The organism is Acidimicrobiales bacterium (assembly GCA_041394265.1).
Classification (GTDB): Bacteria; Actinomycetota; Acidimicrobiia; order Acidimicrobiales; family SZUA-35; genus JBBQUN01.
Genome location: JAWKIO010000005.1, coordinates 592,905 through 614,784, shown reverse-complemented (window position 1 = coordinate 614,784; position 21,880 = coordinate 592,905). Strand labels below are relative to the sequence as shown.

Below are 21,880 nucleotides of genomic sequence, written 5' to 3'. Positions count from 1 at the left end.
GTCAGTCGACGGGAGGAGGCGAGACGAAGTCGATCAGCTGCTCGACGGCGCCGACGAGTCCCGGCTCGAGATCCCGGTAGCCGGTCACCCGGTCGAGGATTCGCTTCCACAGCTCACCCGGCTCACCCTTGAAGCCGAACTCGTCGCAGATCCCTCGTTTCCAATCGGTGCCCTTCGGGATCGTCGGCCAGGCGCCGATGCCGAGCACCGATGGGCGGACCGCCTGCCAGATGTCGACGTACGGGTGGCCCGTGATGAGGACGTCGGGATGGTCGATCGTGTCGGCGATGCGGGTTTCCTTGGAACCGTCGACCAGATGGTCGAGTAGGACCCCGAGGCGGCGACCGGGACGCGGGCCGAACCGGCTCACGATCTCCCGCAGGTCGTCGGCGCCGTGGAGCGGTTGCACCACGACACCCTCGATCCGAAGATCGGCACCCCACACCTTCTCGACGAGTTCGGCATCGTGAATGCCCTCGACGAGGATTCGACTCGGCTGGGCCACCCGGGCTGCCACGTTGTCGAGCGCCACCGACCCGGAAGCAGTGAACTCGGTCGCCTTGGTCGGCTTGGGCGGTGCCACCAGCACCACCGTCTTCCCCTCGTGTGAGAAGGCGCCGCGATCGTTGCGGAGCACGTGCTCCCGGCCCTGTTGATCGCGCAGCGTGATCCAATCCGGGCTGTAGCGCATCACATGGCCGACGTAGCCCGTCGTCCGATGCCGCACGACGAGCCCACGAGTGGCCGGCAGCTTCGGCCACGATGGCCGACGCCGAGCAGGATCGTGCATGTCGAGCGGGTCACCGAGAATGCCAGCCATGAATTGGACTCTATTGCTTGGACCGTGTCCGCCGGTCCCGGCTTCGCCGATCTGGTCCGGCTGTTCGTGGGCGTGCCTCCTTCGTCGGCCACGCGTGACGACGTCGTTGGCCTTGGACCGTGTCTGCCGGTCCCGGCTTCGCCGATCTGGTCCGGGGTTCGTGGGCGTGGGCGTGGGCGTGCCTCCTTCGTCGGCCACGCGTGACGACGTCGTTGGCCTTGGACCGTGTCCGCCGGTCCCGGCTTCGCCGATCTGGTCCGGGTGTTCGTGGGCGTGCCTCCTCCGTCGGCCACGTGACGACGTCGTTGGCCTTGGACCGTGTCTGCCGGTCCCGGCTTCGCCGATCTGGTCCGGGTGTTCGTGGGCGTGCCTCCTTCGTCGGCCACGCGTGACGACGTCGTTGGCCTTGGACCGTGTCCGCCGGTCCCGGCTTCGCCGATCTGGTCCGGGTGTTCGTGGGCGTACCTCTTCCGTCGGCCACGCGTGACGACGTCGTTGGCCTTGGACCGTGTCCGCCGGTCCCGGCTTCGCCGATCTGGTCCGGGTGTTCGTGGGCGTACCTCTTCCGTCGGCCACGCGACGACGTCGTTGGCCTTGGACCGTGTCCGCCGGTCCCGGCTTCGCCGATCTGGTCCGGCTGTTCGTGGGCGTGCCTCCTTCGTCGGCCACGCGTGACGACGTCGTTAGCCTTGCACGGTGATTCTGATCGACGCCGATGCCGTGACCATGTCTCGTCCCGACCGCGACCTGTTCCGAGACGTCTCGGTCACCGTTCGCACCGGGGATCGACTCGGCATCGTCGGCATCAACGGCACCGGCAAGTCCACGCTGCTCCGGGTCCTCGCCGGCCGTCAGCAACCCGAGAGTGGCACCGTGATCTTCGGCCGCGGAGTCCGGGTCGTCATGCTCGACCAAGACGCACCTCTGCCCGCCGGCACCGTGCTCGAGGCAGTCACCGCAGCCGACGGCGTCGAGCAGTGGGAGGCCGAGTCGGTGCTCACCCGCCTCGGCATGGGGAACCACTTCGATCGGCAGACCAATGCACTGTCGGGCGGTGAGGTGAAGCGAGTGGGTCTGGCGAAGGCCCTGGTGACGCCGAGCGACCTCCTCATCCTCGACGAGCCGACCAACCATCTCGACCTCGAAGGCATCGAGTGGCTCGAAGACTGGCTTGCGGCTTACCGAGGTGCGCTGCTGCTCGTCACCCACGACCGCCACGTCCTCGATCGGGTCACGACCCGGATGCTCGAACTCGACCGCGGTTCGTCATACGTCCACGAGGGGAACTACGCCGACTACCTCGACAGCAAGGCCGGCCGGGCCGAAGCCGCCGCCGCAGCCGATGCCATCCGCCGCAATCTGGCACGCAGCGAACTCGAATGGCTGCGCCGTGGAGCGAAGGCCCGCACGTCCAAACCCAAGTACCGGGTCGAAGCGGCCAAGGAGCTCATCGGCCAGAAGCTGGAGGGCCCGGCCCGCCCGGCGCAGCTCCACATGGAGTTCGGCACCCCGAGGCTCGGCGACGTCGTCATCGAACTCGAGGGCGTCACCGCCGTTGCGCCCGATGGACGCACGCTGTTCGACGACATCGAGCTGCGCCTCGATCCTCGTGAGCGGTTGGGCATCGTCGGCCCGAACGGCGCAGGCAAGACCACGATGCTCGACTTCATGGCGAAACGGCGCGAGCCGCAGCATGGCACGGTGACGTGGGGGTCGACGGTGCAGCTCGGCTACTACACCCAGCAGGATCAAGAACTCGACCCGAACGCCCGGGTCCGCGAAGTCATCGCCGGCCCCCATCGCCAGCCCGACTGGACCGATGCCCGGCTGCTCGAGAGCTTCTGGTTCGACTCCGACGCCCAGTGGGCCGAGGTCCACACGCTGTCCGGTGGTGAACGCCGCCGGCTCCAGCTCCTCACGATCCTGGCCTCCAAACCCAATGTGTTGCTGCTCGACGAACCGACCAACGACCTCGATCTCGAGACCCTGCGAGCGCTCGAGGACTTCCTCGAGGACTGGCCGGGCGCCGTGGTCGTGGTCTCACACGATCGGGCGTTCCTCGAACGGGTCGTTGCCGACGCGCTGATCATCGACGGCAGCGGGAGCGCCGGTCGCTATCCCGGGGGTTACAACGCCTGGGACGAACACCGGCGAGCGAACGCCAAGTCCGGCGCTGCCCGGTCCAGCGGTGCCGGGCAGGCTGCGGCCGGCAAGGGGCAGGGCCAGTCGGCGAGCGACGACCAGCCGGCACGCAAGGGCGACACGAGGACGAAGGTCAAGTCCGGGCGCTCATCGAGCACGCTGGGGCACCTGATCCGGGAAACCGAGAAGGCGATGGCCCGACTCGAGCGCTCGAAGACCTCGCTGCACGCCGACCTCGCAGCCGCCGGATCCGATCACGTGAAGCTCACCGACATCGGCAACGCTCTGGCCAAAATCGAATCGGAACTGGCCGAGCAGGAGGAGCGGTGGCTAGAACTCTCTGCAGAACGCGAGGGCAGCTGACCTCGCGCCGACCCGAGGAGCGAGCACATGTCCGATTCTGAACAGCCGACGTCCGCAGGTGGCAACGACGCCCCGGTCGCCATCGTCACCGGGGGCGGTCGAGGAATCGGCCGTGGTATCGCCGTCGGTCTCGCAGCCGACGGTTTCGACGTCGTCGTCACCTACCGTCGAGACGCCGACGCGGCGAATGAGGCTGTCGCCGAGATCGAGTCGATGGGCCGCCAGGGACTCGCCGTCGCCGCCGACGTGTCGAAGACCGAAGACAACGAGCACACCATCGCCGCCACACTCGAACGGTTCGGACACATCGACGCCCTGGTGTCGAACGGCGGGATCGCCAGCCGCGGCCTGGCCGTGGTCGACACCACGCCCGAGGAGCTCCAGCGGGTGATGGCCACCCATGCCCTCGGTCCTCACCACCTCTGCTCGCTCGCCGTCCCTCACCTCCGAGAGGCCGCCGCCACCCGTGGCCGAGGCGATGTCGTGGTCATCTCGTCGGTCGCCACCCTCGGCCATGCGGCCAACGGAGCTCCGTACTCGATGGGCAAGGCCGCTCTGGAGTCGCTCGCCTGGGTACTGGCCAAGGAGGAGCGTCCATACGGGGTGCACGTCAACATCGTGGCACCGGGCCTGGTCGAGACCGACATGGGACGCCGACTCGTCAAGGGCGCCGCCGGGATCGACGACATCCACTCACTCGATGCGTCCATGCCCTTCTCGCGTGTGTGCCAGCCCGAGGACATCGCCAACGCCGTCCGGTTCTTCCTGTCCGACAAGGCGTCCTATGTGACCGGCGAGAAGCTCAACGTTCACGGCGGCGGGCAGGCCTGGAAATGAACACCAGCGGCTCGACGGTCGAACTCGAGATCTCCCTCGAGCGCCTGCGCTCGCTCCAGGGCACGAAGTGGGCCCGAGACGGCGCCGACCACTGGCCGGCGTGGGTGGCCGACACCGACATCACACCGCCCGCCGTGGCCATCGATGCGGTGCGCCGACTCGTCGAGGTCGGCGACTTCGGCTACGGCCAGCGGGCCAACGGGTTGCTCGCCGACGCCTTTGCAGCGTTCACCGAAGCCGAACACGGCTGGCGTCCCGACACCGAACGCCTGCAGATCTTCTCCAATGTGCTCCAGGCGATCGAGATGACGCTGTACCTGCACACCGAACCGGGCGACGGTGTGGTGCTGTTCACCCCGATCTACCCACCCTTCATCGCCGGGATCGAGAGCGGTGGCCGTCGAGTCGTCGATTGTCTCCTCGATGAGGCCTCCGGTTGGCGGCTCGACGCCGAACGGCTCGAGTCCGTCATCGACGAGGGCACCAAGGCGATCCTCATGTGCAACCCGCACAACCCGACCGGTCGGATCTTCGATCGAAGCGAGCTCGAGGCCATCGCCGAGGTCGCCGAGCGTCACGACCTCCTCGTGATCGCCGACGAGGTGTGGTCGGGCCTCACCCACCCCGGCAAGGATCATCTCGCCTTCCCGCTGATCTCCGAGACGGCCGCCAATCGCACCGTCACCGTCGGCAGCGCCTCGAAGTCGTTCAATCTCGCCGGTCTCCGCTGCGCCATCGCCCACCTCGGTCACCCCGGCGTCGAAGCGGCGTACGCCTCACTTCCCACCCACCTCCTCGGTGGCGTCAACGTCTTGGGCACGGCGGCCACGCTGGCGGTCTGGAACGAAGGCCGGCCGTATCTCGATGCGGTTCGCTCGCACCTCACGACCGTACGAGACCATGTCGCCCGGCGGATCGCCAACGATCTCCCGGGGGTGTCGTGGCATCTTCCGGAAGCCACGTATCTCGGGTGGCTCGACTTCCGCCAGGCCGGACTCGGTCCCGATCCGTCGGCCGTACTGTTCGAACGGGGCAAGGTCGCACTGTCACCGGGCCCCGACTTCGGACGGCACGGCACCGGGTTCGCCCGGCTGAATTTCGCCACCTCGATCCCGATCATCGACACCATCCTCGATCGAATCGCCGAAACGGTCGACGACGTCTCGAGCATGACCACCTGGTGACACCGGTGGGGAGCGGTCCCCACCGACCACTGCCGTTTGCGTCGGTACGTTCGAGGCGATGGAGTTCATCGTCGAGGACGGCCGGGGATCTGCATCGTTCAGTGTCGAGCTGGGCACCGACCTGAGCCGACACACCCTGGCCGATCTCCGATCGGCGCTGGGCCTCCGGGTGGCCGAGTCACACGGGTCGATCTCGCTGGCCGACATCGGGCTGCATCGAGCGATGGTGTTCGCCGGCGAGGCCGAGCAGGCCGTGCCGTCCAGCGCGCACCTGCAAGCTGGCTGGCGCCCCGACCGAGAGGGCCGAATCTCGGTGATCCGGCCGCCGCACGGGGCAGCGCCTCGGCCCGAGCGGCCATCGCCGCCCGAGCATCCGCAACCGCTGGACCCGCTACCGGCGATCCCGTATGCGACGGTGATCCCCATGCTGATGGTCAGCGCCCTGATGGCCACGCTGTGGTCGCCGACCTTTGCGCTACTGGGTGCCGCATCGGCAGCGATCCCACTGTTCCGGGCGCTGGGGCCGCGGCTGACCCGGACCCGAGCCGAGCGCCGTCACGCCGAGGAGTGGCGTGAGTACGAGCTGGCGTGTCGAGCGAACGAAGCGGCGTGGGGTCACGCGGTCGCCGAGTGGTTGGAGCGCCTGGTCTTCAGCCCGGGAGAGATCGATCGGCTGGTCGAGTCAGTGACCCTGCGGCCGTGGACTCGGCGGTTGGCCACCGGGGTGTGCCTCCCGGTCGCTGTCGGGCGGGGCGGACTCGTGATCCCCGATGGTCCGGCGATCGGACTCGACGACGTGCCGCTCGTTGTCGACATCGAGCGCGGGTTGGCCGTCACCGGCGATCGGGCCGAAGTGCTCGCCCTGGCGCGCTGGATCGGCATCGAGACTGCCTATCGCCACGGCCCGGCCGATCTGGAGTGCACGATCATCACGACACCCGACCGTCGAGCGGACTGGGAATGGGCCCGCTGGCTGCCCGGCTTCGCCACGGTCGAAGTCGAGCATGCGGGCGCCAACGCGGTCGCTGCCCGCATGGCCGAGGCAGCCGCCACCCAACTGGTCATCGCCGACGGTCCGACACCATCGGGCCCCGGCGCCTTCGCCCGGCTTCTCAGCGGTCAGATGGCGGCCGCCCGAGTGCTCTGGCTCGGTGCGGTGCACGACGTTCCCGCCGTCTGCGAGCAGGTGCTCGAGGTGACCGCCGACGGCTACGTCCGTTCGCTCGATGGCGCCGTTGCCGGGTGGACATGGCGGCTCGCGGCGAACGAAGCCGAGACCTTCGCCCGCTTCCTCGCTCCGTTCGCCGACCCCGAAGTCGAGGAACGGTCGGCGCCCTTGCCCGACGCCGTACCCCTCGCTCGCCTGTGTCCGCTCGGTACCGGTTCGACGGGAGAGGAGGAACTGCGGGCCTCTTGGGACCGGGCTCGCCCCGACCAGCTCCGGATCCCGCTCGGTATGAGCTCCGACGGTCCATTGGTGGTCGACGTCGTGTGCGATGGGCCCCACGCGCTGGTGGCCGGCACCACCGGCTCGGGCAAGTCCGAGCTGTTGCGCTCCCTGGTGCTCGCCGCTGCGTTGCAGCAGTCGCCGGACGATCTTGCCTTCGTGCTCGTCGACTTCAAGGGCGGTGGTGCGTTCGATGTCGTCGCACCGCTGCCCCATGTGGCGGCGCTCGTGACAGATCTCGAGCCTGCCCATGCCACCCGAGCGCTTCGGAGCCTACGAGCCGAGTTGAAGTATCGCGAGGTGGTCCTTCGCCAGCACGGTGCGAGCGATCTGTCGATGCTCGAGCGCGGCACGTCGCCGCCGCGCCTGATGATCGTGGTAGACGAGTTTGCGGCGCTGGCCGAGGAGCTTCCCGAGTTCCTCGACGGCCTGGTCGACGTGGCCCGTCGGGGCCGCTCGCTCGGGGTGCACCTCGTCCTCGCGACACAGCGCCCGGCGGGCGTCGTCACGAGCGAGATCCGGGCCAACACGAACCTGCGCATCTGCCTCCGAGTGCGCGAGGCGGCCGACAGCGTCGATGTGATCGACCGGCCCGATGCCGCCAACCTCCCGCCGCTGCCGGGTCGGGCGATCGTGACGGTCGGGGGCGAGCAGCATCGCTTGGCGCAAGTCGGGTATCTGGCGGGCGCCGAGCTGATGACGGCCCGGCCGTTCACCCTCGAGCCATCGGTCGGGCCGACGGGCGCAACATCGTGGCCTTCGCAGATCATCGACATGATTGGTCGGTGTCACCCCGAGCGGGCACGAGCGCCATGGCTTCCACCGCTGCCACCGTCGATTCCCGCCGAGCGGCTGTGGGTCATCGGCGATGCGTCCGATCGTCAGCGCTCGACCCCCGGCGGCCGAGCAGTCCTCGGAGTGCTCGACGATGCCGATCGACGGCTGCAACTACCGATCGCCTGGTCGCCGGCTGATGGTGGCGTGGTCGTCGCCGCTGCCGATCCAGCCCGCCTGGCGGCCACCATCGCCACGATCGTCGGCTCGATGGCCCTCGACGCTCCCGACACCGAGGTGTTGATCCTCGACGGTTCCGGTGGTCTGGTCGACCGGCTCGGTGTGCTCGGGTCGGTCGCCGACGTGGTCCACCATCGCGACGCGGATCGATTGTCGAGAGCCCTCGTGGTCATCGATCGACGACGGCGGTGCGGCTCGAGTGATGGTTCGCCGGCCTTGGTGGTGGTCGTCAACCGCTGGGGTCCCGTCGTCGACACACTGAGCGACGTGGTTGGTCCGGATGCTCCGCTGCATCTGGCGCGCGCATTCGCCGATGGTGCGATCGTGCCCGTGATCGGGGTGACATCGGATCGTGAGCTGCCGTCGCGGGTGCTGGGCTCGATCCGCCGTCGACTCGTGCATCGCCTGGGCGACGCCAGTTCGGGTTTGGCGCTCGACGTCCATCACTCGAACTTGCCGGGCCCAGGTGCGGCGGTGTTCGATGCCGATGCCGGCCTTCCCGGTGTCGTCGTCGATCTCTCCGACCATGCGCTGGCCCGGTTGGCCGCCTGGTCGAAGCCGACGACGCTGCCGGAGCCGGTGCGGGTGTTGGCCGAGCAGATGCCACTCGATGGTCTCCCTGTCGGCAGCGGTGACCAGCAGGGCTGGTCGGTGCCGATCGGTTTCGACGAAGATCTCGAGCCCGTGACCGTCCGGCTCGCCGCCGGCCGCCGCCTCATTGTGCTCGGTCGTCCCGGCGGCGGTCGCACCACCACGTTGGCCACGCTCGTCGCCGGTCTCGACCGGCTCGGTGCGGCGAGCGACGTCGAGGTCATCGATGACGGCGACCGCCTTGCCGACGACGAGGTTCGTCGTCGGCTGGAGTTGGCGGATCGGGCTGGTCGCCCCGTCGTCGTCGCTGCCTCGACGTCGACAGCTCGAACCTTCGGCGGGTGGTTGGCGCCGATGCTGGCCGACGCCACCGTGCTGCTGCTCAACCCCAGCCGCCTCGACGCCGAAGCGGTGCGGCTCGTCGTTCCCGATCTGAGTCAGCACCCGACCGGACGCTCGATTCTGCTGGATCGGGGCCGTGCCACCGTGTTGCACGTTGCCATGGCCGAGGTTGCCTGACATCGTTCAGTCCCCGAACGGCTTCCACCAACGGGTGTCGCTGAGGCTCACGTCGAGCCCGAGCGGTCCGGCGCCGATGACCGTGCTGACCTTGCCGTTCTCGTCGATGTTGCCGCCGCCGCACACCCAATCGCACGCCATGATCTGGAGGCTCACGCCGTCTTCGGGCACCTCGTTGGTCGGCGTGAACGTGGCGTAGGGCAGATAGGAGGTAGGCGGGTTCAGCGGGACCGATAGGCCGAGTCGCAGCTCGCCGTCGCCCGCCCGGGTGTACGACAGCCCGCCGCCCAGGATGCCGACGCTGAGGATGCCGTACTGGGCCAAGACCTCGGCCGCGATGACCGGGATGCCGCCGGGCAGTGTTTCGCCTCGCATCATTCGCTCGACGTCGGTGGCGGCCTGCACTCGCTCGATGAAGAGGTCGATGTCATCCCGATCGATCGATGGCAGCGCGTCGGCGACGCCATCGGCCACCATTCTCCACGGTTCGAGGGCGATGTCGGACCACGTCGACGGTGACAGGAACGGATCATCCAGGACATCGTCGAACCAGGGGATGATCGGCGTCAGACGCCGGTCGGACTGGGCGGGCTCGATGCCGCCGATGGAGCCCGAACCGTTGCCGACGGCGCCGGCGAAGGTGGGCCGATTGGTCGGAGGGCCGATCACCGGGAACAGTTCGCCGGGCGTCGGCGGCGTGGCGCCGTAGAGCAACATGGTGAGGTCACCCAACGCCATGCTGCGAGATTGGTAGGGGAGCAGCCCACTGCAGTCGGCGGCATCGGAACGCTCCTCGAGCACGGTGGCCAGCTCGGCGAGCGCCTCGGCGACGTCGGTGAGTCTGCCTCCCGAGTCGTTCGCGAGATCGGCGAGTCGGCAGGCCCGGGCGATGGTCGACGCGTGGTCGACGCCCGCGGCCGAGACGGCTCGCAACGCTTGCGCGGCGGTGCGTGCTCTGGTCGTGTCGATGTACAGGTAGTCGGTCATTGGCTTCCTCTCGGTGGGAAGACGGGTGGTCAGGGGGCGAAGCCGGGTTTGGCCGGACGGATCGGCATGGCGGGTGCTGCGACGCCGGAGGGAAGGTCGTTGACGGTGTCCCGCCAGTCGTTCATCGCGGCCTGGTAGCTGCCGAGCGCCGCCTCGTAGCTCCGCACGGCGGCCGCCCGTTGGCGGCAGAGGGCCGCTTGGGAGCGCAGCGCCTCGGCGGTCGACGTCGCGAGTTGCTCCGCCTCGTCGACCGCCTGATGGCACACCTGCGTGAGCGCACCACCCGAGATGGTGTCGGGTCCGAAACGGTCTCGGGTCCCGACCATCCACTCCGTCAGCTCGGCGGCGGCCTTCGTCAGGGCAGTCGCCGCCGCGTCGAAATCGGATGCGCTCGGCATGTCAGCTGAACGCGAGCCCGGTGTTCATCACCGAGTCGAGGTTCGAGCGCTGGTGATCCACCGCTTGCGACATCTGCTGCACCGACTGCTCGGCATCGCTCAACTGGGTGCCGAGGGCGGCCGCGTAGGAGTCGAGGGTGTCCGACAGTGAGGCGATGGTGGCACGGAACTGGCTGAACACGTCGGTGGTGGTGTTCTGCGCCGCCTGCATGGACCGCTGGAAGGTGGTGGCCCCGTCGCGGAACCGATCGGCGTTGCTGCCGGTCCAATTCGTCGCGCCCGCCTCGGCGACCGAGGCCGCCACCGACTGACCGAGCTGGTCCATGTGGGTCATGATCTGTTCGAGCGCGGCCTGCGCCGCCTCCTGCACCCCAGTGACCACCTGGGTCGTGGTGCGAATCGCGCCGTCGCGCGATCCGCCGACGTCGCCGGCCGTTGTGGTGAGCCGCTGGCTGAGTCGGCTGAGGTCGTCGAGTTGAGCACCGAGGATGGTCATGGCTGGGTTCGCTTTCTGTTGAAGGTGAGCGGTCGCCCACCGGTGGAATGAAGAGAAGTTAAACGTAAATAAACGTAGAAAGCAAGAAAAAAGATCAACCCGAGGTGTTGGTCGAGTGTCCACGGCGTGGCCAGGTTGGATCCCTACACTTCGTGGCATCGACTCCCGGCGACTGCATCCCCTTCTGCCAGCGACGGTGCTGGGATTCATCGGCACCCTGACCCTGGTCGTCGGCGGTGCACTGTCGGGCGCCTCCACCCACCTCGGCGGTGGGCGCTGGTGGTCGGTGCCGACCGTGCCCGTGCGGCCGTCGGTCGACGTCGTGGTCGCTCTGGTCATCTTCTACGCCGGCCTGATCGTGTTGGCCCGGGCCTGGCTGCGTCTGCGACGCGACGCCGCTTCGGCGGGTGTCACGGTCGGTGCCATCGCCTTGGTGGTCGTGATCTGGGCGCTGCCGCTCCTCGCCGGGCCGCCGCTCGGGAGCCGCGACGTCTACGCGTACGCCGCCCAAGGCAAGCTCGCCGACGAGGGCTTCGACCCGTACATCCAGGGTCCCTCGGCGCTCGGTGACGATCCGGTCCTCGAGCCCGTCGACCCCATCTATCTCGACGCTCCGGTGCTCTACGGCCCGGTGTTCGTAGCGGTGTCATCGGGGGTGAGCCGGGCGGCGACCGACCTGGTGGTGGTCGTGATGGTGTTCCGGGCGATCGCTGTGCTCGGGCTGCTCGTCACCGCCCTTGCGGTGTATGACCTGGCAAAGGGGTGGGGGCGCGATCCAGTCGACGCCATCGTGCTCACCATGGCCAACCCCCTCGTGCTCCTCCATCTGGTCTCGGGAGCGCACAACGAGTCGTTGATGCTGGCCTTCCTCGTCGGTGGTGTCGCCGTAGGACGTCGCCCGCAGCTGCGTTTGGTGGGCATCGGACTGTGTGCGTTCGCCGCGTCGATCAAGATGCCGGCCTTCTTCGGCGTCGCCTTCTTGACGTGGCCATGGATCGCCGAATCGGGTCTGGCCCTCGCCACCCGGATCCGCCGAGCTGGCGCAGCTACCGTCGAGGCGTTCGCTGTGATCGCGCTCGCCGGGCACTTCACGGGCTGGGGATGGGGCTGGGTCGATGCCATCACGGGTGCCAAGCCGGTCGATGCCTATCTCAGTCTGACCCGGCTCGCCGGCGGCGCCGTCCAGCTGTCGGCCGGACTCGAAGGTGACGACGTGCTCGAGCTCTTCCGGGTCGGCGGCCTGGCCGTGGTCGTGGTGACGTCCGCCTTCTTGTTGTTCCGGCGCTCGCACCATCCACGTGCGCTCGCGCTCGCGCTGTTGGTGTTCGCCGTTCTCCATCCGACCACCCAGCCCTGGTACCTCACGTGGGGTCTGATGCTGTGGGCGGCTGCGTCGGCCGGAGAGGAGAACCGCACCTTTGTGTGGGGTTGCATCGCTGCCGCCTTCGTCGTGCTGCCGATGGGGCCACACCTCGGCCATCTCGTGCTCGACAACTCGAGTCGTCGATCGATCGCTCTTGCGGCGGCGGCGCTCTTGACGCTGATCGCGGCCGGCCCCATCGGGGCCCGCCTGCCTCGACCGTCTGCATTGCTTGCCGAGTCGACGCGCTGATGGAAGCGTCGAGCGACGGCTACTCTCGGGACCAGCTGGAATTGTGTGAGGGAGCACCATGACCGATTCGAACCCGTACGGCGGGAACCCGGCGATGCCCGAGCGGCCGTCGCGCCCGGGGGAACCGCCAACGCCGCCGGCGTCCACGCCGCCGACTCCACCCGCACCGCCCAGCTACGCGCCCTCACCCGACGCTCCGCCCAGCTACGCGCCCTCACCCGACGCTCCGCCCAGCTACGCGCCCCCCTCCTACGAGCCGCCGACCACCCAGATCCCCCAGTACTCGCCGCCCGCGGCACCCGCCGGCTACCCGGCTCCAGGATCGACGGTGCCGCCGAGCAGTCCCGGCACGCAGCCGGCGTACGGCGGGGGAACACCGCCACCGTTTCAGCCCCCTGGCTACGGCGGTGGAAGCGGGGGAGCGGAGCCGCCCTCTGGTGGTGGCTCGGGTCGCGGCCTGTGGCTCGCGCTCGGTGGCCTCGTTGGCGCGCTGATCCTCGCCGTTGGCGGGTTCCTCGCGCTGAGAGGCGGGGACGACGACACCTCAGGTGTCATCGCCGGCGAGGAAACGACCACCACGGTCGCCACCTCGTCCACTTCGACGACGGTGACGACAGTCGAAGAGACCACCACCACGACCGCCGACATGCCCGACCCGCTCACCACCGACCTCGTGGCGACGTCCGTGGTGCAGATCTTCCCGGCCGTCAACGGCGTGCCCGTTTGTCAGGGGTCAGGAACGATCGTCACGGCCGACGGTCTCATCGTGACCAACGCCCACGTCGTGGAGGCGTTCGGTGCCTGCAACTACGACAGCCTGCAGGTGGCCATCACCTCCTCGGCCGACGCCGCACCCGAGGTCCGGTACCTGGCCGAGGTCTATGCCCTCGACACGGCGCTCGACCTCGCCGTCATCGGCATCGCCTACGACCTCGACTTCAATCCGATCACCGTGTCGGATCTGCCGTCGATCACGGTCGGCGACTCCGATCTCGTCGGGCTGGGCGACACCATCCGCATTCTGGGATATCCGGCGTTGGGCGGTGACACCATCACGTTCACCAGCGGGTCGGTGTCGGGCTTCACGTCCGAGGCCGGCATCGCCGATCGGGCGTTCATCAAGACCGACGCCACCATCTCGGGCGGCAACAGCGGTGGGCTCGCCATCAACGACGCGTTCGAGATGATCGGGATCCCCACCCAGGCCTCGGGCGGCGCCGACCTCGACGTCGCCGACTGCCGGGTCGTCACCGACACCAACGGCGACGGCTTCGTCGACGATCTCGACTCGTGTATCCCGATCGGCGGCTTCATCAACGGCATCCGACCGGTGAACCTCGCCAAAGACCTCATCACGGCCGCTGCCGCCCGAGTGCCGGTGCAGGCCGCCCCTCCCGTTGTCGGCGCTGCCAGCGGCGACTTCTTCAACGTCGTCATGACCTCGGGGATCGGCGACGACGAACGTGCGATCGACGATGTCAAGGTGCTGCCAAGCGGCGCCAGCGAAGTGTGCGCCACCTTCGATTACGAGGGCATGGTCGACGGCACCAGCTGGGATGCGCTCTGGTCGATCGACGGTGAGTTCATCGAGGAGATCTCGATCGTGGCGTCCGAGTGGATCGGTGGTGCCGAGGGCGAGAGCTGGTGGGTCTGCGCCACCGGCGACATCGATGGTCTTCCCGACGGCATGTACGAGGTGAACCTCTACATCCAAGACGAGTTCAACAGCTCGAACACGGTCTACGTCGGTGGTCCGGGTCTGGTCGAGTTCACGGTCGTGAACGACACGCCCGATCCGGTCTGCTACCTGCAGATCGCCCCCACCCTGGCCAACGGCTGGGGACCCGACGACCTCGGCGACGACCAGACACTGGCACCCGGTGACGAGGCGGTCATCTCGATGCCGCCCGACCTCTACGACTTCAAGAGCCAGGACTGCAACTTCACTCCCGGTCCCGAGGTGTACGAGGTGGCCATCACCGGCGGCGAGCGGGTGCTGCTGTCGGGCAACTGATCTCGAGACGATCACCCAGGTGCCCGATCGGGGCATGGGAATGATCCGTCGTTATCGTGGTTGTGTAGGGCACACGAGCCCCTGAGGAGCGAACCCACCGTGAGTACGACCGATCTCGATCCCACCAACGTCGACGCCCCCGTGCTCGCGGTGAGCGAGCAGGCGCTGGCCACCGTGCTCGAGGTCCGAGCGTCCGAAGACGATCCTGCGGGCACGGCGCTGCGGGTCGAGATCACGGGCTCGAACATGACCGAGTTCCAGTACGCGCTCGAACTGGTCGCCGTCAGCGAGGCCGCCGCCGACGATGCGGTCTACACCCAGGGCGATCACGGTGAACTCACCGTCATCATTCCCGCCAACTCGGTCGAGAACATGGCCGGTTCGGTGCTCGACGTGCCGGCGAACGCCTCGGCCGGCGGTCTCGTCATCCGGAATCCGAACCAGCCGAATCCGCTGGCCGGCCTCGATCTCGACCTCGAAGGTGAGCTCCCGCAGAAGGTGCAGGCCGTGCTCGATCAGGCGATCAACCCGGCGCTCGCCTCTCATGGGGGCTACGCCGCCCTCGCCGGCATCGACGGCACCAAGGTGTACGTCACGATGGGCGGTGGCTGCCAGGGCTGCGCCGCCAGCGCGATGACGCTGCAGGAGGGCATCAAGTCCATGCTGATGGACGCCCTGCCCGAGATCACCGAGGTGCTCGACGCCACCGATCATTCGGCCGGCGAGAACCCCTTCTACACCTGATCGAGGCGCCGCGCTGCCTCTAAGCCGGGAACGCGCCCAGCATCCGGGCGGCCGACAGCGTGTTCTCGAGGACACATGCGATGGTCATCGGCCCGGTCCCGCCGGGCATGGGCGTGATCGCGCCGGCGACGGCCTGGACGGCGTCGAAGTCGACGTCACCCACGATGCCGGCCTCGGTTCGCGACACACCGACATCGATCACGGCGGCTCCCGGCTTCACGTGAGCCGGCGTGATCATGCGAGCATTCCCCGCGGCCGCCACGATGATGTCGGCCTCGCGGCAGACCTCGACCATGTCGGTGGTCCGCGAGTGGGCCAGCGTGACCGTGGCGTCCGTGCCACGGCGAGCGAACAACAGCTGCATCGGCAGTCCGACCAGCGTGGACCGGCCGATGACGACGGCCCGCTTGCCGACGGTTTCCACGCCATAGCGCTGCAGGAGCCGGATGACGCCGAGCGGTGTGGCCGGAACGTGGCCGGGGAGGTCGCGTACGAGACGCCCGAGCGACTGGGTGGTCAAGCCGTCGACGTCTTTCTCGGCCGGGAGCAACGCCAAGACCGGCTCGGGATCGAGGTGGTCGGGGAGAGGGAGCTGGCAGAGGATGCCGTGCACGGCGGGGTCGGCAGCCAGCTCGGCGACTGCCGCCTCGACCTGTTCCTGCGTGGCGTCCTGCGGCAGCTCGACGTGGCGAGAGATCATCCCCGCCTCCTCGGCCTTGCGCTGCTTCATCCGGACGTAGATCTGACTGGGCTTGTCGGCGCCGACCAGCACGGTGGCGAGACACACCGGCGGGTTACCGGCGGCCGCGATCGATGCCGCGAGGCCAGCCACCGTTTCGTCGCGGAGACGATTGCCGTCCAACAAGATCGCACCACCCGGGGTGTACTCGATGGGTCGCTCAGGTGTGGCGGCGTCGTTGGTCATCGTGAAACCTCGGTGGTGGCGGGGGCGGCGGCCCGAGTCGGGCCTCGATCAACGATGCTAGGCGGCGAGTGAACGCACCCCTCCGGCTGCATCCCGGAGGGCGGGCGGCTCAGGAGAAGCTGACGAGCTCGACGTCGAACGTGAGCGCCTGGCCGGCGAGTCGATGGTTGGCGTCGATCGTCACCGACGTGTCGTCGACGGCGATGATCTGTGCCGGCATGTTGCCTGCCGACACCTGGTCGCCGACCTTGAGTCCCGGGGGAGCCTGCTCGGCGGGAACCGTGATGATCATGTCGTCACGCCGCTCGCCGTAGGCGTCGGCCGGTTCCATACGCACGGTGCGAGACTCGCCGACGGCCAGACCGCGCACGGCCTGATCGAAGCCACTGATGACCTGACCCGAGCCGACGACGAACTCGAGCGGATCCCGTCCGGAGGAGGAATCGAACTGGCTGCCGTCGTCGAGGGTCCCGGTGTAGTGGACGGCAACGGCGTCGCCGTCTTTCGCAGTGCGGGTCTCGTTCATGTCAGCAGCTCCTCTGGCTTGTCGAGACGTCCACGATAGGAAGGCAGCGCTCCTCCGGCAACGGCGAGGATCGGCTCATAGATCGACTGGTGGTCACCGAAGCTGTCGAGGACCCACGACCATCGAGGAGACGCCTACGTGGCCGACGACGAGATCCACAACACCACGGTCCGCACCGTGCTGGGTTCCTCGCGCCGTGAACACCGTTGGGATCTCGCCCACGAGGTCGACGTGACCACGGTGCTCGGCAAGTCGTTCTTCGACCTTCGCCTGGCCCGACCCATGGGCGAGGACGATGTCGAGATCTCCATCTCGTGCTTCCTCGGCTCGGTCGAACTCCTCGTTCCGGTCGGGACTCGGGTCACGCTCGAGGGCTCCACGTTCCTGGCCGGTGCGTCGTCGGACGTGTCAGGAGAGGACGAGGCCCCTCCCTCCGACGACGAAGGGGTCGACCTCGCCGGCAAGCAGTTGCCGCGGCTCGACATCGCCGCCACCGCCGTGCTCGGCCGCGTGCGGGTTCGCACGCCCGATCGCCCCGAACGAGTGCAGCCGGACCGGTTCGCCCGCTTCCGGCGCAAGAAGTCGAAGGCCACACCCCCGCCCCAGCGCGGACTTGCCGACATCCTCGCCGACGCCGACGAGGAACAGCGCCAGCTCGCCGAAATGGCAGCCGAGGAGGCTCGACTGCTTGCCGAGATCGCCGCTGAGGAAGCGGCCACCGCTCAGGCGGCTGCTGCCACTGCGGAAGCGACGGCGGCACCTGCAGCGCCGACGCCTGCACCACCGCCCACCCACGCTGCTCACGCCGCGGCAGAGGCTGCTGCCGTCGACGCGTCGATTGCGACGTCGACCCCGGCCGAGTCGGCTCCGGTCGACGCCGAGATCACCCGGTCGACGCCCGAGGCCGACGCCGGACCCGTCGACATGAGCTTCTCCTCGAGCGAGGCCGATCCGCTGGACGACTTCGATCCAGCGGACTTCCCCGACGACGCCCCGGTTGCCAGCTGAGCGACTGACCGCTCAGTAGGCGATGCCGCCGTCGATCTTGATGATCGAACCGGTGGTGTAACTCGAGGCGTCCGACGCGAGATACAGCGCAGCGCCCACCACCTCGTGGGGGAGGCCACCGCGCTGGAGCGGGATCGTGGTTTCGGCTCGCTTGGCGAACGCATCGAGATCCCAGGCATCGGCGATGTCGGTGAGGAACGGGCCGGGCATGATCGTGTTGACCCGCACACTCGGCGCGTACTCCCGGGCGAACGCACTGCTCAGCGCGTTGAGTCCGGCCTTGGCCGCTCCGTAGGCCGCCTCGTTCGGTGTTGGCTGGACGGCGGCGATCGAGCTGATGTTGATGATCGAGCCGCCGGTGCCGCTGTCGGCCATGCGCTTGCCCATCGCCGCCATCAAGCGGAACGGCCCCTTGAGGTTGACTTCGAGCACCTTGTCGTAGAGCGCCTCGGTGACATTGGCGAGCGAGTCATACAGCGGGGACAGGCCGGCGTTGTTCACCAACACGTCGCAGCGGCCGAACTCGTCGTAGACCTTGTCGACCAGTTCATCGCACTGGTCCCAGTATCCGACGTGGCAGGCGACGGGAAGCGCTCGCCGACCGGTCGTTGACTCGACCTCGGTGGCGAGCAGTTCGCACGCCTGGATCTTGCGGCTGGCGATCACCACGTCGGCCCCGCAGCGGGCGAACGCTCGGATCATCTGTCGGCCGAGGCCACGGCTACCGCCGGTGACCACGGCCACCTTGCCGCTCAGGTCGAACAGGTTGAGCGGCTGCTCGGTGATCTGGTCGGCTTCGTCATCGTGTGATCCGGTACCGCTCATGGTGCGATCACGACCTTTCCCTTGGTACGTCGGTTGTCGAGGTCATCGAGCGCCGCCACCGCTTCGTCGAGCGGGCGCACGGCGTCGATCAGCGGGTCGATGTGACCGGTGGCGTAGAGCTCACAGATCCGATCCCAACCTCGACGCAGTGCCGATGGGTCGCGGTCGAGGCTGGCACCCCAGTGGACACCGACGATCGAGTAGTTCTTCAGCAAGATGTGGTTGGCCGGCGCTTCGGGAATCCGCCCGCTCGTGAACCCGATGACCAGGAGGCGGCCGTCCCACGCCATCGTGCGGCGTACCTGGTCGAAGATGTCGCCCCCGACGGCCTCGTAGCAGACGTCGACGCCACGGCCGTCGGTCGCCGCCCGCACCGCCTCGACCACGTCGACTTCTTTGTAATCGAACGCCGCATCGGCGCCGAGGTCGAGCACGGTCTTGACCTTGTCGGGGCCGCCGGCAAGGCCGATGACGTTCGCTCCCATGGCCTTGCCAACCTGGATGGCGGAGGACCCCACGCCGCCGGCGGCTGCGGTGACGAGCATCGTCTCGCCCGGCTGCAGATGGGCTCGGTCGTCGAGCGCGAACACGGTGGTCCCGTAGTTCGTGAGGAGGCACGCCGCATGTTCGAACGACATCGCGTCGGGAATCGGGAAACAAGCAGCTGCGGGGAACTCGACCTTCTCGGCGAGGCCACCGTTGCCCATGACCAACACCCGATCGCCAACCGCGACGGACGTGACACCATCACCCACGGCCGAGATGACACCGGCGATCTCGCCGCCCGGCGTGAACGGCAGCTTCGGCTTGACCTGGTAGCCACCGCGGATCTGGAGGAGATCGGGAAACTTCAACCCGCATGCCTTGATGTCGATCACCACGTTGCCCGCTCGGGGTGTCGGATCGTCGACCTCGACGAGCTGGAGTACCTCGGTCGGCTCTCCCAGTTCGGTCACTTGCCATGCTCGCATGGTGTCTTCCCCTCGTTCTGTCGGCGTTCTCGAACGCCTGTGATCTTGGTGGAAATCCGCTGAGCACGCCATTCGGGCGTGCGACCGGTCAGTCGGCCTCGTTGCGACGCAGCGCGCGCACGATGAGGTCGACCATCAGGCGTTCCTCGTCACGGTCTCGCCCCACGCGGCGAAGGATGAATCGAGACATGAACGGTCCCTCGATCATGTCGACGATCGTGTCCATCGGCAGGTCGTCACGGATCTCGCCCCGGGCCAGCGCACGGTCGATCATCTCCCGGATCGGCCGCTTGCGCTCGGTCATCAGTTCCTGATGGATGCGGTTCAGTTCCTCGTCGAACGACGCTGCCGCCATCGTTCCGAGCATGGTTCGCACCATCGTCGGATCGTCGAACACCGGCCCCAGCACGTCGAGAAAAGCCTGCAGGTCCGATCCCAACGAACCGGTGTCGGGGGTCGGAAACGGCACGACCATGCAGTCGATCGTGTCGATCAACAGCGCATTCGCCGAATCCCAGTGTCGGTAGATGGTCGTCTTCGCCACGCCGGACAACTTTGCGACGGCGTCGACGGTGAACCCTGCGACACCCGCCCGGGCAATGACCTCCAAGGCCGCCGCCTGCGCCTTGTCTCGTGCTGCTTCGCTCAGTGGACGGCCCATATCGCTTCGGCATCGTAGCGAAACGGCCAGGACCGCCAGCCGCGCCAAAGGTCCCGAATTTCGGGGCTCTCGAGCGGTGCCCCGTGGCAGAGTGGACCCGTGACCGCCCAGCTCCACCTCACCGACCTCGGCTTCGATCGCGGTGGCACGACCATCCTCGACGGCGTGACCCTCACGGTCGGTGCCGGCGACCGGATCGGTCTGGTCGGTCCGAACGGTGCCGGAAAGTCGACCCTGCTGCGTCTCGCCACCGGCGAGCTCACGCCGACCCGCGGCCGGGTGTCACTCATCCCCGAGTCCTCGACCATCGGACTGCTCGCCCAGGAACTCGCTCCCGAGCCCGGCGCCACCGTGCTCGACGTCGTCGCCGACCGTACTGGCGTCGCTGCTGCCCAACGAGAGCTCGACGCCGCCACCAACGACCTGGCCTCGTCGGCTCCCGACGCTGCCGATCGCTACGACCTCGCCCTCGACCGTTGGCTCCGCCTGGGCGCCGCCGACCTTGATCAGCGGCTCGCCGCCACCCTCGACCGCATCGGACTCCGAGCCAGCGTGCTCGACCAGGAGGCGGCGAGCCTGTCGGGCGGCGAGCAAGCCCGAGTCGGGCTCGCCATCATCTTGGTCTCCCAGTTCGACATCCTCCTGCTCGACGAACCGACCAACGACCTCGACATCGCCGGTCTCGCCCAGCTCGAGTCCTTCCTCGTCGGCGTCGACCGACCCGTCATGCTCGTCTCCCACGACCGGCGCTTCCTCGACCGAGTGATCTCGTCCGTGGTCGAGCTCGATCCCTACACCTTCACCTCGGCCGTCTATGGCGGAGGGTGGCAGGGATACCTCGAGGCCCGAGCGGTCGCCAAACGCCATGCCGAGGAGAAGTACGCGAACTATGTCGGCCAACGATCCGAGCTCACCGACCGAGCCCGGACCGAGCGGGAGTGGGCCACCACCGGCGTGGCCAAGGCCAAGAAGAATCCGAGCGACGGCGACAAGCTCCTCCGCAAGGCCAAGATCGAGCGAACCGAACAACTTGCCGCCAGGGCCCGACGCACCGAGCGAGCCATCGAGCGGCTCGAGGTCGTCGACAAACCCTGGGAGCCATGGCAGCTCCACTTCGAGATCGGCAGCGTCGAACGGTCGGGCGACCTCGTTGCCGAACTGCGTGACGCCGTGATCGAGCAGGGGAGCTTCCGTCTCGGTCCGGTCACGCTCGAGATCAATGCCGGTGATCGGGTGCTGATCTCGGGGCCGAACGGTGCGGGCAAGAGCACCTTGCTCGACGCACTTCTCGGCGATCGGCCGCTCACCACCGGCACCCAACGGCTCGGCCGATCCGTCATCGTCGGTCGCATCGATCAGCAGCGAACCCGCTTCGATGACACACCCCAGCTCCTCGGCGGCTTCATCGAGGCCACCGGTGTCACCGTCGCCGACGCTCGCTCCACCCTCGCCAAATTCGGCCTCGGCGCCGACCATGTGCAACGGCCGACCAGCGAGCTGTCGCCGGGGGAGCGCACCCGAGCGCTCCTCGCCGTGTTCCAGGCTTCAGGCGTCAACACCCTCGTCCTCGACGAGCCCACCAACCACCTCGATCTTCCCGCCATCGAGCAGCTCGAGCAGGCGTTGACCAAGTTCACCGGCACCGCTCTCATCGTCTCCCACGACCGAGCGTTCCGCGACGCCATCAGCTGCACCCGGTCGATCGAGGTCGCCAACGGCTTGATTTCGGAGGACGGGAGGTAGGCCATCTGCCTCAATCTCGTCGTCGACCATTCCATTGGGCGTTCGCGCACCGA

General features: G+C 68.1%; 18 protein-coding genes. 9 read left to right on the top strand and 9 right to left on the bottom strand.

Features of this window, described 5'->3' with window-relative positions:
* Window position 1: 1 nt before the first annotated feature.
* A complete protein-coding gene (locus tag R2733_03005) occupies window positions 2–820 on the bottom strand; it encodes a DUF3097 family protein (protein MEZ5375451.1) in 819 nt (272 codons plus the stop codon).
* Between the two features lie 696 nt (window positions 821–1,516).
* Between R2733_03005 and R2733_03000 the strand changes: the two genes are divergently transcribed.
* Genes R2733_03000 through R2733_02985 form a run of 4 tightly spaced genes read left to right on the top strand, consistent with a single transcriptional unit; the run spans window position 1,517 to window position 8,917 of the window.
* On the top strand, window positions 1,517–3,325 hold the full coding sequence (locus R2733_03000) for an ABC-F family ATP-binding cassette domain-containing protein (protein MEZ5375450.1): 1,809 nt from the start codon (window positions 1,517–1,519) through the stop codon (window positions 3,323–3,325).
* A 27-nt stretch (window positions 3,326–3,352) separates the two neighbouring features.
* Complete coding sequence (locus tag R2733_02995) at window positions 3,353–4,162, top strand: SDR family oxidoreductase (protein ID MEZ5375449.1); 810 nt, start codon at window positions 3,353–3,355, stop codon at window positions 4,160–4,162.
* Window positions 4,159–5,346: an aminotransferase class I/II-fold pyridoxal phosphate-dependent enzyme gene (locus tag R2733_02990; protein MEZ5375448.1), complete on the top strand. Its 1,188-nt coding sequence runs from the start codon at window positions 4,159–4,161 to the stop codon at window positions 5,344–5,346. The genes R2733_02995 and R2733_02990 overlap by 4 nt, the downstream gene beginning before the upstream one ends.
* A gap of 58 nt (window positions 5,347–5,404) precedes the next feature.
* Window positions 5,405–8,917 (top strand): FtsK/SpoIIIE domain-containing protein, encoded by a 3,513-nt coding sequence (locus tag R2733_02985; GenBank protein MEZ5375447.1) that lies wholly within the window; start codon window positions 5,405–5,407, stop codon window positions 8,915–8,917.
* A 6-nt stretch (window positions 8,918–8,923) separates the two neighbouring features.
* Here the strand turns inward: R2733_02985 and R2733_02980 are convergent, their stop codons facing one another.
* The 3 genes from R2733_02980 to R2733_02970 are packed head-to-tail and all read right to left on the bottom strand — an operon-like array spanning window position 8,924 to window position 10,798.
* Complete coding sequence (locus R2733_02980; GenBank protein MEZ5375446.1) at window positions 8,924–9,904, bottom strand: hypothetical protein; 981 nt, start codon at window positions 9,902–9,904, stop codon at window positions 8,924–8,926.
* A 29-nt stretch (window positions 9,905–9,933) separates the two neighbouring features.
* Window positions 9,934–10,302 (bottom strand): hypothetical protein, encoded by a 369-nt coding sequence (locus R2733_02975; GenBank protein ID MEZ5375445.1) that lies wholly within the window; start codon window positions 10,300–10,302, stop codon window positions 9,934–9,936.
* Window position 10,303: 1 nt separating this feature from the next.
* A complete protein-coding gene (locus R2733_02970; protein ID MEZ5375444.1) occupies window positions 10,304–10,798 on the bottom strand; it encodes a hypothetical protein in 495 nt (164 codons plus the stop codon).
* A 196-nt stretch (window positions 10,799–10,994) separates the two neighbouring features.
* On the opposite strand from R2733_02970, the gene mptB reads away from it, so the two are divergent.
* The 3 genes from mptB (at window position 10,995) to R2733_02955 (ending at window position 15,168) form a co-directional block, all read left to right on the top strand.
* A complete protein-coding gene (mptB, locus tag R2733_02965) occupies window positions 10,995–12,410 on the top strand; it encodes a polyprenol phosphomannose-dependent alpha 1,6 mannosyltransferase MptB (GenBank protein ID MEZ5375443.1) in 1,416 nt (471 codons plus the stop codon).
* A 58-nt stretch (window positions 12,411–12,468) separates the two neighbouring features.
* The gene (locus tag R2733_02960) at window positions 12,469–14,424 is read left to right on the top strand and encodes a serine protease (GenBank protein ID MEZ5375442.1); all 1,956 of its coding nucleotides are present in this window, start codon (window positions 12,469–12,471) and stop codon (window positions 14,422–14,424) included.
* A 99-nt stretch (window positions 14,425–14,523) separates the two neighbouring features.
* Window positions 14,524–15,168 carry a NifU family protein gene (locus R2733_02955; GenBank protein ID MEZ5375441.1) on the top strand — a complete coding sequence of 215 codons (645 nt, stop codon included), beginning with the start codon at window positions 14,524–14,526 and terminating at the stop codon, window positions 15,166–15,168.
* 19 nt (window positions 15,169–15,187) lie between these two features.
* On the opposite strand, the gene R2733_02950 is transcribed toward R2733_02955, so the two are convergent.
* Entirely contained in the window at window positions 15,188–16,093 is a 906-nt protein-coding gene (locus R2733_02950) for a bifunctional 5,10-methylenetetrahydrofolate dehydrogenase/5,10-methenyltetrahydrofolate cyclohydrolase (protein MEZ5375440.1), read from the bottom strand.
* A 109-nt stretch (window positions 16,094–16,202) separates the two neighbouring features.
* The gene (locus tag R2733_02945) at window positions 16,203–16,619 is read right to left on the bottom strand and encodes a peptidylprolyl isomerase (GenBank protein MEZ5375439.1); all 417 of its coding nucleotides are present in this window, start codon (window positions 16,617–16,619) and stop codon (window positions 16,203–16,205) included.
* Window positions 16,620–16,757: 138 nt separating this feature from the next.
* Between R2733_02945 and R2733_02940 the strand changes: the two genes are divergently transcribed.
* A complete protein-coding gene (locus tag R2733_02940; GenBank protein MEZ5375438.1) occupies window positions 16,758–17,627 on the top strand; it encodes a hypothetical protein in 870 nt (289 codons plus the stop codon).
* Window positions 17,628–17,639: 12 nt separating this feature from the next.
* Here R2733_02940 and R2733_02935 read toward each other — a convergent pair whose 3' ends face one another.
* From R2733_02935 to R2733_02925, 3 genes are all read right to left on the bottom strand, one after another.
* A complete protein-coding gene (locus R2733_02935; protein ID MEZ5375437.1) occupies window positions 17,640–18,452 on the bottom strand; it encodes a glucose 1-dehydrogenase in 813 nt (270 codons plus the stop codon).
* The gene (locus R2733_02930; GenBank protein ID MEZ5375436.1) at window positions 18,449–19,408 is read right to left on the bottom strand and encodes an NADPH:quinone oxidoreductase family protein; all 960 of its coding nucleotides are present in this window, start codon (window positions 19,406–19,408) and stop codon (window positions 18,449–18,451) included. Before R2733_02930 ends, R2733_02935 begins: the two co-directional genes overlap by 4 nt.
* A gap of 103 nt (window positions 19,409–19,511) precedes the next feature.
* On the bottom strand, window positions 19,512–20,084 hold the full coding sequence (locus tag R2733_02925) for a TetR/AcrR family transcriptional regulator (GenBank protein MEZ5375435.1): 573 nt from the start codon (window positions 20,082–20,084) through the stop codon (window positions 19,512–19,514).
* A gap of 99 nt (window positions 20,085–20,183) precedes the next feature.
* On the opposite strand from R2733_02925, the gene R2733_02920 reads away from it, so the two are divergent.
* Window positions 20,184–21,827: an ABC-F family ATP-binding cassette domain-containing protein gene (locus R2733_02920; GenBank protein MEZ5375434.1), complete on the top strand. Its 1,644-nt coding sequence runs from the start codon at window positions 20,184–20,186 to the stop codon at window positions 21,825–21,827.
* Window positions 21,828–21,880 lie beyond the last annotated feature (53 nt).